General features: G+C 67.7%; 12 protein-coding genes. 7 read left to right on the top strand and 5 right to left on the bottom strand.

Annotated features, from left to right (window positions below; all coding sequences use genetic code 11):
- Positions 1–329: 329 nt before the first annotated feature.
- Together V5F66_RS04205 and V5F66_RS04200 are read left to right on the top strand one after the other, a co-directional pair.
- Positions 330–2,120, top strand: a complete 1,791-nt coding sequence (locus V5F66_RS04205) for an acyl-CoA dehydrogenase C-terminal domain-containing protein (RefSeq protein WP_394093326.1) — start codon at positions 330–332, stop codon at positions 2,118–2,120.
- Between the two features lie 89 nt (positions 2,121–2,209).
- The gene (locus V5F66_RS04200) at positions 2,210–2,521 is read left to right on the top strand and encodes an SCP2 sterol-binding domain-containing protein (RefSeq protein ID WP_394093325.1); all 312 of its coding nucleotides are present in this window, start codon (positions 2,210–2,212) and stop codon (positions 2,519–2,521) included.
- A gap of 15 nt (positions 2,522–2,536) precedes the next feature.
- Here the strand turns inward: V5F66_RS04200 and V5F66_RS04195 are convergent, their stop codons facing one another.
- Both V5F66_RS04195 and V5F66_RS04190 read right to left on the bottom strand, forming a co-directional pair.
- On the bottom strand, positions 2,537–4,624 hold the full coding sequence (locus tag V5F66_RS04195; RefSeq protein WP_394093324.1) for an acyltransferase family protein: 2,088 nt from the start codon (positions 4,622–4,624) through the stop codon (positions 2,537–2,539).
- Positions 4,625–4,842: 218 nt separating this feature from the next.
- Positions 4,843–6,882, bottom strand: coding sequence for an acyltransferase family protein (locus tag V5F66_RS04190; protein ID WP_394093323.1), 2,040 nt, complete (start codon positions 6,880–6,882; stop codon positions 4,843–4,845).
- 316 nt (positions 6,883–7,198) lie between these two features.
- Here V5F66_RS04190 and ugpB point away from each other — a divergent pair, with 316 nt between their 5' ends.
- The 3 genes from ugpB to ugpE all read left to right on the top strand — a co-directional run bounded on the left by ugpB (position 7,199) and on the right by ugpE (position 10,398).
- A complete protein-coding gene (gene ugpB, locus V5F66_RS04185; protein WP_394093322.1) occupies positions 7,199–8,539 on the top strand; it encodes a sn-glycerol-3-phosphate ABC transporter substrate-binding protein UgpB in 1,341 nt (446 codons plus the stop codon).
- A 123-nt stretch (positions 8,540–8,662) separates the two neighbouring features.
- Positions 8,663–9,547 carry a sn-glycerol-3-phosphate ABC transporter permease UgpA gene (ugpA, locus tag V5F66_RS04180; protein WP_394093321.1) on the top strand — a complete coding sequence of 295 codons (885 nt, stop codon included), beginning with the start codon at positions 8,663–8,665 and terminating at the stop codon, positions 9,545–9,547.
- Positions 9,547–10,398: a sn-glycerol-3-phosphate ABC transporter permease UgpE gene (gene ugpE, locus V5F66_RS04175; RefSeq protein ID WP_394050846.1), complete on the top strand. Its 852-nt coding sequence runs from the start codon at positions 9,547–9,549 to the stop codon at positions 10,396–10,398. The genes ugpA and ugpE overlap by 1 nt, the downstream gene beginning before the upstream one ends.
- 4 nt (positions 10,399–10,402) lie before the next feature.
- Here ugpE and V5F66_RS04170 read toward each other — a convergent pair whose 3' ends face one another.
- Entirely contained in the window at positions 10,403–10,639 is a 237-nt protein-coding gene (locus V5F66_RS04170) for an Lrp/AsnC ligand binding domain-containing protein (protein WP_041576108.1), read from the bottom strand.
- Positions 10,640–10,784: 145 nt separating this feature from the next.
- On the opposite strand from V5F66_RS04170, the gene thiD reads away from it, so the two are divergent.
- Complete coding sequence (gene thiD, locus V5F66_RS04165; RefSeq protein WP_394050844.1) at positions 10,785–11,597, top strand: bifunctional hydroxymethylpyrimidine kinase/phosphomethylpyrimidine kinase; 813 nt, start codon at positions 10,785–10,787, stop codon at positions 11,595–11,597.
- A 113-nt stretch (positions 11,598–11,710) separates the two neighbouring features.
- Positions 11,711–12,322 (top strand): helix-turn-helix domain-containing protein, encoded by a 612-nt coding sequence (locus tag V5F66_RS04160; RefSeq protein ID WP_012116424.1) that lies wholly within the window; start codon positions 11,711–11,713, stop codon positions 12,320–12,322.
- Positions 12,323–12,658: 336 nt separating this feature from the next.
- Here the strand turns inward: V5F66_RS04160 and V5F66_RS04155 are convergent, their stop codons facing one another.
- The gene (locus V5F66_RS04155; protein WP_012116425.1) at positions 12,659–13,825 is read right to left on the bottom strand and encodes a hypothetical protein; all 1,167 of its coding nucleotides are present in this window, start codon (positions 13,823–13,825) and stop codon (positions 12,659–12,661) included.
- Between the two features lie 127 nt (positions 13,826–13,952).
- On the bottom strand, positions 13,953–14,387 hold the full coding sequence (locus V5F66_RS04150; RefSeq protein ID WP_012116426.1) for a DUF1489 family protein: 435 nt from the start codon (positions 14,385–14,387) through the stop codon (positions 13,953–13,955).
- Positions 14,388–14,396 lie beyond the last annotated feature (9 nt).

Raw genomic sequence — 14,396 nt, 5'->3', positions numbered from 1 at the left:
GTGACGTGGGTGCCTGACCATCGGGACGGAGTGCAGAGATCGGCCTCGGGAAGGTGGGTGATCGAAGGCGACAAACTCTGCCAAATCTTCTCAAGCCTCGGCGGAGCCGAGACGCCCAGATGCGTGCTTGGCTATGGGCTCGGCGATTTTGTCGTGCTCGGTGCTGATGACGACAACAGCCCAGGGGGTAGAGCCCGATCTATGATGGGGTTCCTTTTATCGCCCGAGGCCATCCCTGACTGATCGTTCGCCACAACGGCGCGCAGTATCAACACACCGCATCAAGCGGCGTTCGAAAACGAGATCCAATAAGTTCGGGAGCCAACGCCATGCAGGTTTATACTCCTCCGCTGCGCGACATGCGCTTCGTCCTCCACGAGCTGCACGGCAGCGCGGAACTCTCCACCCTCAAGGGCCTGGAAGAGGTCACGCCCGACCTCATCGATGCCGTGCTGGAAGAGGCCGGCAAACTCGTCACGCAGGTGCTCGCCCCCCTCAACCAGTCCGGCGACCTCGAAGGCTGCACCTACGAGAACGGCGTGGTGCGCACCCCCAAGGGCTTCAAGGAGGCCTACAAGGCGTTCTGCGAGGGCGGCTGGAACGGCATCGCCTGCGATCCGCAATATGGCGGGCAGGGCCTGCCGGCGAGCCTGAACAAGCTGGTGGAGGAGATGCTGTGCTCCGGCAACCTCGCCTTCGGCATCTGCCCCGGCCTCACCCACGGCGCCTATGAGGCGCTGAAGAATCACGCCTCGCAGGAGCTGAAGGACCGCTTCCTGCCGAAGATGGTGGACGGCGTGTGGTCCGGCTCCATGTGCCTCACCGAGCCCCAGTGCGGCACCGACCTCGGCCTCGTGCGCACCAAGGCCGAGCCGCAGCCGGACGGCAGCTACAAGGTCACCGGCAACAAGATCTTCATCTCCGCCGGCGAGCACGACATGGCGGAGAACATCATCCACCTGGTGCTGGCCCGCCTGCCGGACGCGCCCAAGGGCATCAAGGGCATCTCCCTGTTCCTGGTGCCGAAATTCCTGCCGCGCGACGATGGATCCGTGGGCCCGCGCAACGGCGTCACCTGCACCGGCATCGAGCACAAGATGGGCATCCACGGCTCATCCACCTGCCAGATGTCGTTCGACGAGGCCACCGGATGGCTGGTGGGCGAGCCCCACAAGGGCATGCGCGCCATGTTCTCCATGATGAATTCCGAGCGCCTGTCGGTGGGCACGCAGGGCCTCGGCCTCGGCGAGGCCGCCTATCAGGCCGCCGTGGCCTACGCCAAGGAGCGCCTGCAGGGCCGTTCGCTCTCCGGCGCCAAGCATCCCGACAAGCCGGCCGATCCCATCATCGTGCACCCGGACGTGCGCCGCACCCTGATGACCATGCGCGCCTATAACGAAGGCTGCCGGGCCCTCGCCGGGTGGGTGGCCCGCGCGCTCGACCTCATGGAGCACGCGCAGGACCCGCAGGAGCGCCAGCGGGCGGAGGACTTCACCGCCCTCATGACCCCCATCGTGAAGGCGCTGTTCACGGACCTCGGCTTCGAGGCCACCTCCATGGGCATGCAGGTCTATGGCGGGCACGGCTACATCCGCGACCACGGCATGGAGCAATATGTGCGCGATGCCCGCATCGCCATGATCTACGAGGGCACCAACGGGGTGCAGGCGCTCGATCTCGTGGGCCGCAAGCTGCCGGCGCACATGGGGCGCTATCTGCGCTCCTTCTTCCATCCCGTGCTGAACTACATGGACGCCAAGCTCGACGACGAGAACCTCGGCCCGCTCATCACCCCGCTCTCCAAGGCGTTCGGCGCGCTCCAGCTCGCCACCGCCCACATCGCCGAGAAGGGCCTGAAGGACCCGGAGGAGGCGGGCGCGGCGGCGACCCAGTATCTGCGCCTGTTCGGCATGGTGGCGCTGGGCTACATGTGGGTGCGCATGGCGGAAGTGGCGTTTGAGAAGCGCGTCTCCAACCCGGACGACGCCGCCTTCTACGAGGCCAAGATCGCCACCGCGCGCTTCTTCATGGAGAAGCTGCTGCCGGACGTGGCGGCGCTGTGGGGCTCCATCAAGGCCGGAAAGGCCTCCATGATGGCCCTCGACGAGGCCATGTTCTGAGGGATCATTCCCCCGGGAACCCGAGGTACCGATTCTCGACTTCCTCCCACCGCCCCGCTTCCGGGGCGGCTTTTTTTGAGGTGACACGGATGGCCGATCTTTCCTCTCTCGTCGAAGCCATGCGCGAGCGCTCCGATGCCCTGTCCGAGCTCGGCTACAAGGTGCGCTTCGATCTCACCGATACCGGCGAGGCCATCCTGCTGGATGCCACCGGCGGCTCGGTGGAGGTGGGCGAGGGCTCGGGCGAGGCGGATGCAGTGCTCAAGCTCTCCACCGACACGCTGGACAAGCTGATCACCGGCCGCATGGGCCCGCTGATGGCGTTTTCCACCGGCCGGCTGAAGGTGCAAGGCTCCCAGGGCGTCGCCCTCAAGCTCGCCGGCCTGCTCGACAAGGACTGAGCCCGGCAGGTTTCCTCAGCGGATGGCAGGGGGCGGGGCCTGTCCCGTCCCCTGCCCCGCCGCCTGCAGGCCACCGGCGGCGGCGCGCAGAATTCCGGCGAGGTTGATGAAGCCGGCGGCGATGCGCGAACCCTCGACGCTCAAATGGTTGGGGTCGCGATAGATCAGCGTGCCGTCCACCATGGCGGGACAGGTCTCCTTGCCGCAGAAGCGGTCGGAGAGCAGCACCGTGGTCACCAGCGGATTGCCTTTGGCGAGATCCACCAGCGCCTGGTTGGAGGCGGCAAGCCCGGCCACCGTCTTCTCCCGGTCCTGGCTCAGGCAGCGGGCGGTGTCGGCGCCGGAAAACTCGGCGCGGGTGATGCAATGGGGCGGCGAGAAGCTGAACTCCGGCACCTGCCCCACCAGCACCACCGGAATGCCGAGCTTCGTCACACCCTCCACGCTGCGCTTGAGCCCGCGGGCAAATTCGGCCCTCGCCTCCTCCGCCGAGAGATAGCGGCCATCAGCGTCGCGGAGCGCGAATCCCGGTTGCAGGCTGGTCCAGGGCGACCAGCGGCCGGCCATGACGACGAGCTTCGGCCGCTTCTCGGCGATCAGCTCCAGCACACCGCGGTTGAAGGCCGGGCACTGGCGCTCCAGCCCCTTGATGCTTTCGTGCAGGGTCACCACCCCGTCCAGCGGCGGGCAGGCCGGCAACATCACCAGGCGGATGGAGGCATCGGCCTTAACTGCGGCCTCCCCGAGCCCGTGCATGAGCGCGCTGGCATGGGAATCGCCCCACAGCAGCACGTCGAAGGGCGGCAGGGCGGCTTCCCCTGACGCACCGGCAGGCGCGGCCGCCTGCCGGCCGACCACGCATTCGGGCTTGGCCGGCATGCGCATGGGGCCGCTGAGCGGCGCGCTGCACCACGACATATAGGGGTCCTGCGCGCGGGCCAGCGCGTCGGCTTGCTGGGCGAAGGCCGACATGGGCCAGAACCGCCCGTCGCGGACGATGGCGGTGACCGCGAACGCCACCACCAGCGCCATGGCCGCGCCCCCCGCCCACACCGGCGTCCACCGGCTGGTGCCGGCCCGGTGACGCTTGCGGAACGGAGCTTCCACATAGAACAGGGAGAGCGTGGCAAGGCCCACGCTCACGGCCGCGATCAGCAGCCCCTCGGTGGGCGACAGGCGCCGCTCAAGGTAATAGCCGACCAGCACCAGCAGCGGCCAGTGCCACAGGTACAGCGAATAGGAGATGCGCCCGAAGAACACCGGCACCGGGGAAGCCAGCATCCGCTGCACGACGCCCGTCGCGCCGCAGGCCCCGCCATGGAGGATCAGCGCCGCCCCAAGGCACGGCGCCAGCGCCGCAAGGCCGGGAAAGCGAGTGTGCCGGTCATAGAAGGCGATGGCGCAAACGATCAGCGCGAGGCCCGCCAGCGACAGGAGGGCCCCCTTGCGCGGCGTCACCAAGGGCACCAGCCCCAGCGCCAGCGCGGAGCCGATCAGCAATTCCCACGCCCGCGTGGGCAGGGAAAAGAAGCTCTCGATGGGATTGCGCGACAGCCGGATCTCGGCATGGGCCAGCGACACCACGATGAGCACGAGGATGATGGGCCGCAACAGGTTGGGCCGCACCCAGCGGATCAGCGCGAACAGGATCAGCGGGAAGAAGATGTAGAACTGCTCCTCCACCGCCAGCGACCAGGTATGGAGCAGCGGGTTGAGGTCGGCCTCAGGTTGGAAATAATTGAGATTCTTCGAGAAATAGATGTTCGAGAAGAACAGGGTGGTGGCCCTGAGGCTGCGCGCATAGAGCAGCAGGTCGGACGGCACCATGATGAAGACGGCGGCCAGCGTGGTGGCGACGAGCACCACGAACAGGGCCGGGAAGATGCGGCGGATGCGCCGGTCGTAGAAATCGAGCAGGCTGAAGCGGCCGGCCTTGATGTCCCGGAACAGGATGGCCGTAATGAGGTACCCCGATATCACGAAGAAGATATCGACGCCCACATAGCCGCCCGGGAAGGCCGACAGGTGGATGTGGAACAACACGACGGGCACGATCGCAAGCGCCCGCAGGCCGTCCACGTCGGCCCGGTAAGCCAAACCCATTCTTTACCGCCCTGATCCGTTTCCACGTCTCACCGCTGACGTTCCATAGCCCAGCGGGTCGGAGCCGGCAAATGGGGGGCATTCACACCCCGTCGCCGTCCGGCTGGACCGGACGCCCCATGGCGCGACCGGGACAAGACGTTGGAGGCCCGGGACGCGCAAAGATGGGCCGTCCGGTCCAGCCGGAGGGCGACGGGACGGAGACGTGCCTGCCCGCCCTATTGAGCGCTGGCGCCCGGACGAACCGCCCCCGCCAGGGCCGCCGTCAGGATGCGGCGCAGCCGGTCGTCGACGCTGAACACCCGCGCGCCGGTGGCCGAGAGGTGGTCGCCGTCCACGTAGAAGAAGGCATCGCCCTTGCTGGCCCGGCAGCGGTCCTGGTCGCAGAACACGTCGGACAACAGGAACACGTCCGTGCCCGGGTGCCGTGCCGCCGCCCGCGCCAGCAGGGCGTTGCCGTCGGCGAGGTAGAAGAAGGCATCGGCCCGCGACTGGGACAGGCAGGCGTTCGAATCGCCGCCGTAGAACTCCTTCCACGCGAAGCAGTGGTTGGGGGCATAGCGATATTCCGGCGCCTGCCCCACCAGCAGCACCCGCGCGCCCAGGGCCGTGACCGCCTCGATGGTGGTGTCCAGCCCCTCCAGCAGCGACTTGAAGAGCTGGTCCACCTCCGGCGGCTCGCCGCCACGGCCACGCATGAGGGCGGCATTCAGCGCCGGCCCGCGCGTGACCAGGGACCAGCGGGCCACCAGAATCACCAGCTTGGGCCTCACCTGCCGGATCTCCGCCAGCACCGCCTCGTTGAAGGCGTTGCAGGCCCCCGGCGGGCCGATGCCCCTCGACCGCGCGGCGCTGAGCAGCGGCGGGCAGCCCGGCATGGTCGCCATGCGCGTGGTCAGGCCCAGGCGCTCCAACTCCTCGGCAAAGCCGATGAAGGCGGCGCCGGAATGGGAATCGCCCCACACCACCGCGTCGTAGCGGCCCTCGGCGGCCTTGGAGCCGCGGGCGCAGTCGGCGATGGCGGTCAGGTTACGGGGGCGCCAGCCTTCGGGCATGTTGTTGCAGTTCTTCTGGGACCGGCTCTGGTCGTCGGCCGCCGCCTCTGCCGCCGCGCCGCGCTGGGAGATGGGCCAGAAGCCCCGTCCCGCCTGCGCGATGCCGGCGGAAACCCCCACCGCCACCAGGATGGCGGCAGCGCCCGCGCCGAAGCGCGCCAGCCGGCTGCCGCCCAGCGCCTGCGGCCGGCGCAGGGGCGTCTCCACATATTTCAGCGACAGGGCCGACAGCAGCACCGCGAACAGCACCACGCCGCCGGCCTCGAAATAGGTGAGGGCCCGCCCCTTCCACACCACCCCGAGCACCAGCAGTGGCCAGTGCCACAGATAGAGCGAATAGGAGATGCGGCCCATATAGACGAAGCCGGGCAGGCTCAGCACCCGCGACACCACGCCCTCCGGCGCGCAGGCCCCGGCCCAGATCACCGCCACCGCGCCGAGCACGGCGGGCAAGGCGGCAAAGCCCGGGAAGGGCGTGAGGTAGTTATAGGCGAAGACCGGCACGATGATCGCCGCCATGCCCGCCAGCGCCACCCAGGCCGCGATCTTCGGCGCCACCCGCGGCCATGCCACCAGGGCGAGGATCGATCCCGCCATCAGCTCCCAGGCCCGGCTCATAGGCATGTAGAACGACATGGAGGGCGCATCGGTCAGCGCCATCTGCGCATAGGCGAGCGAGGCCACCGCGATGACCACGATGGCGCCCACTGCCAGCATCCGCCCGCCGAGCCGCAGCAGGGCGAACAGCAGCAGCGGGAAAACGATGTAGAACTGCTCCTCCACCGCCAGCGACCACAGGTGCAGCAGCGGCGTATCGTTGGCCTTCGCCCCGAAATAATTGAGCGTCTGCTCGAAATAGATGTTGGCGTAGAACAGCGCCGAGGGCGGCAGCGATTTGGAATACAGCACCATCTGCCGCGGCAGCAGGATGTGCGCGGCGAGCAGCGTCGTCACCGCCAGCACCAGGAACAGGGCCGGGAAGATGCGCCTTATGCGGCGATCATAGAAATCCAGTAGTGAAAACGTGCCGGCCTTGATTTCCCGATAAAGGATCGAAGTAATCAGAAAACCGGAAACGACAAAGAAGACATCAACGCCGATATAGCCGCCAGTAAACGGCGGGATATGGCTGTGGTACAGAACGACACTTCCGACCGCAACCGCTCGCAAGCCGTCCACGTCGGCCCGATAAGCCAAACCCATCCGATTCCGCCCTGATCCGTGACGCGTTCACGTCCTCTCCGCCGGCCTTCCATAACCCAGCGGGTCGGAGCCGGCAAATCGGGGGGCGGCAAGATCGCCCCTCCGGTCAAGCCGGAGGGTGACGATGGTTCGAAGCGCCCGGCGCTCCGCCGCCTCTGGCGCCGGGGGCATGCCGTGCGGCAGGATGGCGGCGGTCGGGTCAAGGCGTGTCGTTGGCGCTTTGATCGCCGTCTGTCATGGAACGGTAACGCTAGGACTTCATCCATCCGGATCTGACGCGGGCCGCACGGCACCGCCGCTTTCCGTGGAGGCTCACATGGTCCATTCGTCCCGACGCGGCGTGCTCACGGCGCTCGTCGTCTCCGCCTTCGCCGCGACCCTCGCCCAGCCGGCGGCGGCGCAGAGCCAGACCCCGACCCAGATCCAGTGGTGGCATGCCATGGCCGGCCCGCTGGGGGAGAAGCTGGAAAAGCTCGCCGCCGATTTCAACGCCACCCAGGGCGAGTACAAGATCGTCCCGGTATTCAAGGGCACCTATCCCGAGGCCATGACCGGGGCCATCGCCGCCTTCCGGGCCAAGCAGCATCCAGCCATCGTGCAGGTGTTCGAGGTGGGCACCGCCACCATGATGAGCGCCAAGGGCGCCATCTATCCCACCTACAAGCTGATGGCCGACGCCGGCGAGCCGTTCGACCCCAAGGCCTATCTGCCGGCAGTCACGGGCTACTACACCGACACCGCCGGCAACATGCTGTCGTTCCCGTTCAATTCCTCCACCCCCATCCTCTATGTGAACAAGGATCTGTTCCGGAAAGCCGGCCTTGATCCGGAAACCCCGCCGAAGACCTGGCCCGAGGTGGAGGCGGCCGCGCTGAAGGTGCAGGCGGCCGGGGTGCCGTGCGGCTTCACCACCCAGTGGCCGAGCTGGGTGAATGTCGAGAACCTCTCCGCCTGGCACAATGTGCCCGTGGGCACGCTGGAAAACGGGCTGGGCGGCACCGCCACCCGCCTCACCATCGCCAACCCGCTCACCCAGAAGCACTGGGAAGCCCTCGCCCGCTGGCAGAAGACGAAGATCTACGATTATGGCGGCCGCCAGTCGAAGGCGGACCCGAAATTCTTCTCCGGCGAATGCGCCATGAGCATCGGCTCCTCGGCGGCGCGGGCCGGCATCCTCGCCAACTCGAAGTTCGAGCTGGGCTACGGCATGATGCCCTACTGGCCCGACGTTAAGGGCGCGCCGCAGAATGCCATCATCGGCGGCGCCACCTTGTGGGTGCTCACCGGCCGTCCGGCGGAGGAATACAAGGGTGTCGCCAAGTTCTTCGGCTATCTCTCGCGGCCCGAGGTGCAGGCGTGGTGGCACCAGAACACGGGCTACCTGCCCATCACGCAGGCCGCCTACGACCTCTCCCGCGCCCAGGGCTTCTACGAGAAGAACCCCGGCACCGACGTCTCCATCCGCCAGATGACGCTGAACCCACCCACGGCCAATTCCAAGGGCCTGCGCTTCGGCAATTTCCTGCAGATCCGCGACGTGATCGAGGAGGAACTGGAGGCGACGCTGGCCGGCCAGAAGACGCCGCAAGCCGCCCTCGCCGCCGCCGAAGCCCGCGGCAACGAGCAACTGCGGGCGTTCGAGAAGGCCAATCCGTGAGGGATGCCCTCGTGTCCCGGCCGACTGAAGCGATAGCGCAAGGAGAGCCGGGCCCCAGCGGTGGTGGGCTCCGGCAGCGCCGTCGCTGGATTCTGGAACCCACGATGACGGCGCGCTAACCCCATGCAAGCCAAGCGCGTCACCTTCCCCGGCAAGATCACGCCCTATCTGCTGCTGCTGCCGCAGGTGGCGGTGACGCTCATGTTCTTCGTGTGGCCGGCGGGGGAGGCGCTGGTCTCGTCTTTGTTCGCGCAGGATGCGTTCGGTCTGGGAAGCACCTTCGTGGGGCTCGGCAATTTCGCCGCCCTGCTGCGCGATCCGGCCTATCTGGAGGCGGTGGGCGTGTCCTTCCTGTTCGCCTTCTGCGTCACCGCGCTGGCCATGGGCCTCGGTCTCCTGTTCGCAGCGGCGGCGGATGCGCTGGGCAAGGCCGCCGGGCTCTACCAGGTGCTGCTGGTGTGGCCCTATGCGGTGGCGCCGGCGGTGGCCGGGGTGCTGTGGCTGTTCATGTTCGACCCCTCGGTGGGCATGATCGCCCGCGCCCTGCGCACCATGGGCATCTCCTGGAACCACGTGCTCGACGGCGGGCAGGCGCTCACCCTCGTCATCCTCGCTGCGGCGTGGAAGCAGGTGAGCTACAATTTCCTGTTCTTCTACGCGGGCCTGCGCGCCATTCCCCAGGGCGCGCTGGAGGCGGCGGCGCTGGACGGCGCAGGGCCTTTCCAGCGCTTCCGCCACATCGTGCTGCCGCTGCTCGCGCCCACCACCTTCTTCCTGCTGGTGGTGAACCTCACCTATGCCTTCTTCGATACCTTCGGCATCATCCACGCCACCACCGGCGGCGGGCCGGGGCGGGCCACCACCATCCTCGTCTACAAGGTGTTCCGCGACGGCTTCGAGGGGCTGGACCTCGGCGGCTCGTCGGCCCAGTCGGTGGTGCTGCTGGTGATCGTGGTGGCGCTGACCGCGCTCCAGTTCCGCCATATCGAGCGCAAGGTGAGCTATTGATGGCCGGCACCTCGCGCCTGTCCCTGCTGCTGGCCCACCTGGTGCTCATCGCCGGGGCGGCGGTGATGATGCTGCCGCTCTATGTGGCGTTCGTGGCCTCCACTTATGCGGGCTCGGATTTCCTCTCCGGCCGCGTGGGCCTCCTGCCCGGCCCGCATCTGGTGGAAAACTACCGCCTCGCGCTCACCACGGGATCGTCCACGGCGGGCATTCCGCCGGTGGGCCCCATGCTGTGGAACTCGCTGGTGGTGGCGGTGGTGATCGCGGCGGGGAAGATCTCCATCTCCATCCTGTCCGCCTTCGCCATCTGCTATTTCCGCTTTCCGCTGCGGGTGCCGGCCTTCTGGCTCATCTTCATGACGCTGATGCTGCCGGTGGAGGTGCGCATATTGCCCACCTTCGAGGTGGCAGCGCGGCTGGATCTCCTCAATTCCTACGCCGGCCTCACCGTGCCGCTGATCGCCAGCGCCACGGCCACCTTCCTGTTCCGGCAGGTGTTCATGACCATTCCGGACGAGCTGACGGAAGCCGCCCTCATCGACGGCGCGGGGCCGCTGCGCTTCTTCTGGTCGATCCTTTTGCCGCTCTCGCGCACCAATATCGCGGCCCTGTTCGTGATCCTGTTCCTCTATGGCTGGAACCAGTATCTGTGGCCTCTGCTGGTGACGACGGATGCCAGCTACTTCACCGTGGTCATGGGCATCCGCCGCCTCGTGGGCGCGGCGGCGGAGGCGGACCCGGTGTGGCACCTGGTGATGGCAACCGCCATCCTGGCGCTGGTGCCGCCGGTGCTGGTGATCGCGGCGCTGCAGCGGCTGTTCGTGCGCGGGCTGACCGAGACCGAGAAGTGAGGCTTCAGAACGCCTTGAAGGTGATGATAGTGCGGGTGTCCTGGATGCCGGGGAAGGTCTGCACCTTCTGGTTCACGAAGTGGCCGATGTCCGTGCCCTCTTCCACGTAGAACTTGATGAGCAGATCGAACTCGCCCGCCGTGGAATAGATCTCGGATGCGATCTCCGCATTGGCGATGGCGTCGGCCACCTCGTAGGATTTTCCGAGCTGACACTTGATCTGGACGAAGAAGGGAACCACGGCTGAACTCCGCTGAGGCTGCATCGACACGCCCCGCCACAAGGTCGGCGGGGTCGGGGCCGGCGGCGCCAAGGTGGACAAAACCGCCGGGACTGGCAAGGGTGGCCCGCACTCCTCACCCCCGAGAGCGGAGCACGGCAGGTCCATGTCGCGGAAGGTCCCCATCGCCCTCACCATCGCCGGCTCGGATTCCAGCGGCGGCGCCGGCATCCAGGCGGACCTGAAGGCGTTTTCGGCGCTGGGCGCCTATGGCGCCAGCGTCATCACCGCCCTCACCGCCCAGAACACGCTGGGGGTCAGCGCCATCCACGATGTGCCCGACGCCTTCATCGCCGCGCAGATGGATGCGGTCTTCTCCGACCTCGCCGTCAACGCGGTGAAGATCGGCATGCTGTCGCGCCCCGGCGCCATCCGCACGGTGGCGGAGGGGCTCACCCGCCACGGCGCCGGCCCGGTGGTGCTCGATCCGGTGATGGTGGCGGCCTCCGGCGCGCGCCTGCTCACCGACGATTCGCTCAATGACCTGAAAGCCGTGCTCATCCCGCTCGCCCACCTCATCACCCCCAACCTTCCGGAGGCGGCGGAGCTGCTGGGCGTGGGCATGGCCGAAACCGAGGACGACATGCGCCGGCAGGGCGAGGCCCTGCTCGCCCTCGGCGCCGGCGCGGTGCTGATGAAGGGCGGGCACGGTTCAGGCCCCGAGAGCGTGGATCTTCTCATCACTCCCGGCGCGGTGACACGCTTTGCCGCCCGCCGCCACCCCTCGCGCAACACCCACGGCACCGGCTGCACCCTCTCCTCCGCCATCACGGCAGGGCTGGCCGGCGGATCGGACCTCAAGACTGCCGTCGGCCGGGCCAAGGCCTATATCTCCGGCGCCATCGCCGCGGCGGACGAGCTGGACATCGGCTCAGGCCACGGTCCGGTGCATCATTTCTTCGAGCTATGGGGGAAATGAGCGCCGGCCCGCCGCGCATCACCTTTTCCGTGCAGGCGCCGCTTCCCTCGCGCGGCTTTGCTGAGTATCGTCCGGCTCAGCGAACGTTCGTTCGGCATTAAGGATCGCGGGGCATGGCAGTCAAGGAGCGCGGGAACACCCTCGAGACCGGCGCGCAGGTCATCACCGGCCAGCTCGGCAAGACCATCCAGCGCCTGCGCAAGGCCTATAACCTGTCCCTGTCCGACCTCGCCGAGCAGTCGGGCGTGGCGAAATCCATCATCAGCCAGATCGAGCGCAACGAGACCAATCCGACGCTCGCCACCGTGTGGCGCCTGTCGCAGGCGCTGGACATGACGGTGGAGCGGGTGCTCGCCTCCTCCGACGACGCCCCCTTCGTGGAGAAGCTGACCCGCGCCGACACGCCGATCCTGCTGTCGGAGGACGGGCTGGTGCGGCTCTCCATCATCGGCTGGATCAAGACGGTGGAGTGGCTACAATATTACGATATGGACGCCGCTCCCGGCGGCGAACTGGATTCCGACGGCCACCAGCGCGGCTCGGTGGAATGCCTCACCGTGCTCAAGGGCACGCTGGAGGTGGAGGTGGGCGGCGTCATCGAGACGGTGAAGGAGGGCGAGACGGTGCGCTATCGCTGCGACCGCCGCCACGTCATCCGCAACCGCACCGACGCCCCCGCCCGCGCCTTCATGGTGTGCCTGCTGAAGGCGGCCGTGCTGGAGTGATGGACCTGCGTTGAGGCGCGCGGCAGCCGGGATCGGCGCCACCCTTCTCCCGCTTGCGGAGGAGGGAGATTGCTTCCAACCATCGTCATGCCCGGGCTTGACCCGGGCATCCACGCGGCACGGCTGGTCGTGAAACGACGAACGGCGCACATGCGGCACGGCGTGGATGGCCGGGACAAGCCCGGCCATGACGGCTTGATGTGCCCTGTCTTTTGGCGCGCCGGCCTCGCGGCCGGGATTGTCAACCTCCGCTGCTTGCGGAAGGAAGCGACAGAGGGACGGGAAGGAGCACAGGCCAAGGGCCGTGCAATCCGTCTGCCCGCCCCCCTGCCCCGCTCACTCGTCGGTCAGCGGGCCGAGGATGAGCTGCTCCAGCTTCACCCAGTTGGCGAGCTGGGCGTAGGTGAGCTTTTCCGCCTTCAGGTCCCAGGTGACCTCGGAGCGGGTGGGGCCGACGCACTTGTCCTTGCCATCCTCGCCCTTCACGCGCCGGCAGGCATCCTCGCTGTCATTGTAGTAGACGCGGCCGTAGAGGCCCGGCTTCGACTGATCGGCCGCCGAGAAGAACGCGTCCGACTGCGCCTGCGCCGCCCCGGCGTCGAAGAAGGACTGGTCGGTGTTCGCCGGCTGCTCGTTCCAGCGCAGGTTGTATTCGTAATAGCCGGTATAGGGCTTCTTCTTGCCGGCCTTGTCGCTGAAGGTGCCGTTCTCCTCCACGAAGCGGATGGAGCCGGACACCCGGTCGGTGAAGGAGCGGTCGGCCACCGCATAGCTGAAGCTCACGCCGTTGGCGTCGGTCAGCCAGTTGCCCAGCTCATAATCATAATCGAGGTTTCCGGAAACACGGGTCTCCGGCAGGAACGAGAACGGACCGGCGGCGAGCTGGGTGCGCTCGAAGCGCAGCGGGTCCGGGTTCTTTACCTGGATCGACACGGTCTTGCCGTCCACCACCCGCGAATAGATCTTGGTGGCTTCCTTCTGGGCCTTGCGGATCTGCTCGCCCACCTCCCACCAGCGCACCACGTTGCGGCCCTGAATGGAGCCGCCGAACGCGGAGGTGCTCTGGTTGCCCTTCACCACGTCGATGCGCAGCCGGCCGGCATCGGGGATGTAGCGGCCGCTGTTGTCGATCTGCAGGTCGCCGCGCAGGATCGCCACCTCGCGCGCGATCTGGGAGGGGTTCGATGGGTTGAGCACGTCGAACTTCACCGAATAGACGAGGCTCTTGCCCGGCGTGCGCTGCACCGTGCCCTTCAGGATCATCAGGTCGGCCACGGAGAGATCGGAAATCTCGTAGAGGTCGATGCCGCTGGTGGAGCGCGCGGAGCGGGAATTGTAGTCCACGGTCATGGCGCCCGTGAGCTTCGCCTTGTCGGCGGGAATCTCTTTCAGCGCCTGGCTCTGCTGGGCCGCGGCGGTGCCCGTGGTGGCGCCGGTCACGACGCCCGCCACCAGAAGGCTCGCCGCGCACGCGAGAGTGGCCGGCACGATGCGTATGGTCATAGGTCTCATCCCCTCGTCGAACCGCGGCCCGAACTGCCCGGCCCTTCGCGGGGCGCACAGTGGCGAAGCATTCCTGAACGGGAGATGACGGAAGGTCAGAGAACCGGCAGGGAATGAGGCGCGCCGCTTACAGCAGCCCCAGCTCGCGCAGCTCTCGGGCGAGGCCCTCGGGCAACGCCCCGCCATCCTCAGGCTGGGCAAGGTCGCGCGGCGCCTCGCTCGCCTTCAGGTAGCGCCAGCCCTGGAACGGCCGCGACGGACGCGGCTCCACCGGCACCACCTGCGGGTCGAGCACGAGGCCGCAGCGGCGCACCCCGTCGCCGTCCACGAACGGGCGGAGGTCGAGGAGGCGCTGGCGCGCCGCCACCTCGCCCTTGATGACCCAATAGAGCGCGCCGCCGTCCAGCAGTTCCTCGCGCCGGGTCGGTACCATGCGGGTCACATGGATCTGCTCGAACGGCTGGCCCGCCTTGCGCGCCGCCTCGGCCCGCTGGGCGATCCAGTCTTCGAGGTCGGCGATGGAGGTCGCGCCCACGCACAGCTTGATGAGATGGAGCGTCATGGCCGCCTA

The organism is Xanthobacter versatilis (assembly GCF_043193975.1).
GTDB lineage: Bacteria > Pseudomonadota > Alphaproteobacteria > Rhizobiales > Xanthobacteraceae > Xanthobacter > Xanthobacter autotrophicus_E.
This window is presented reverse-complemented; position numbering and strand designations above follow the sequence as displayed.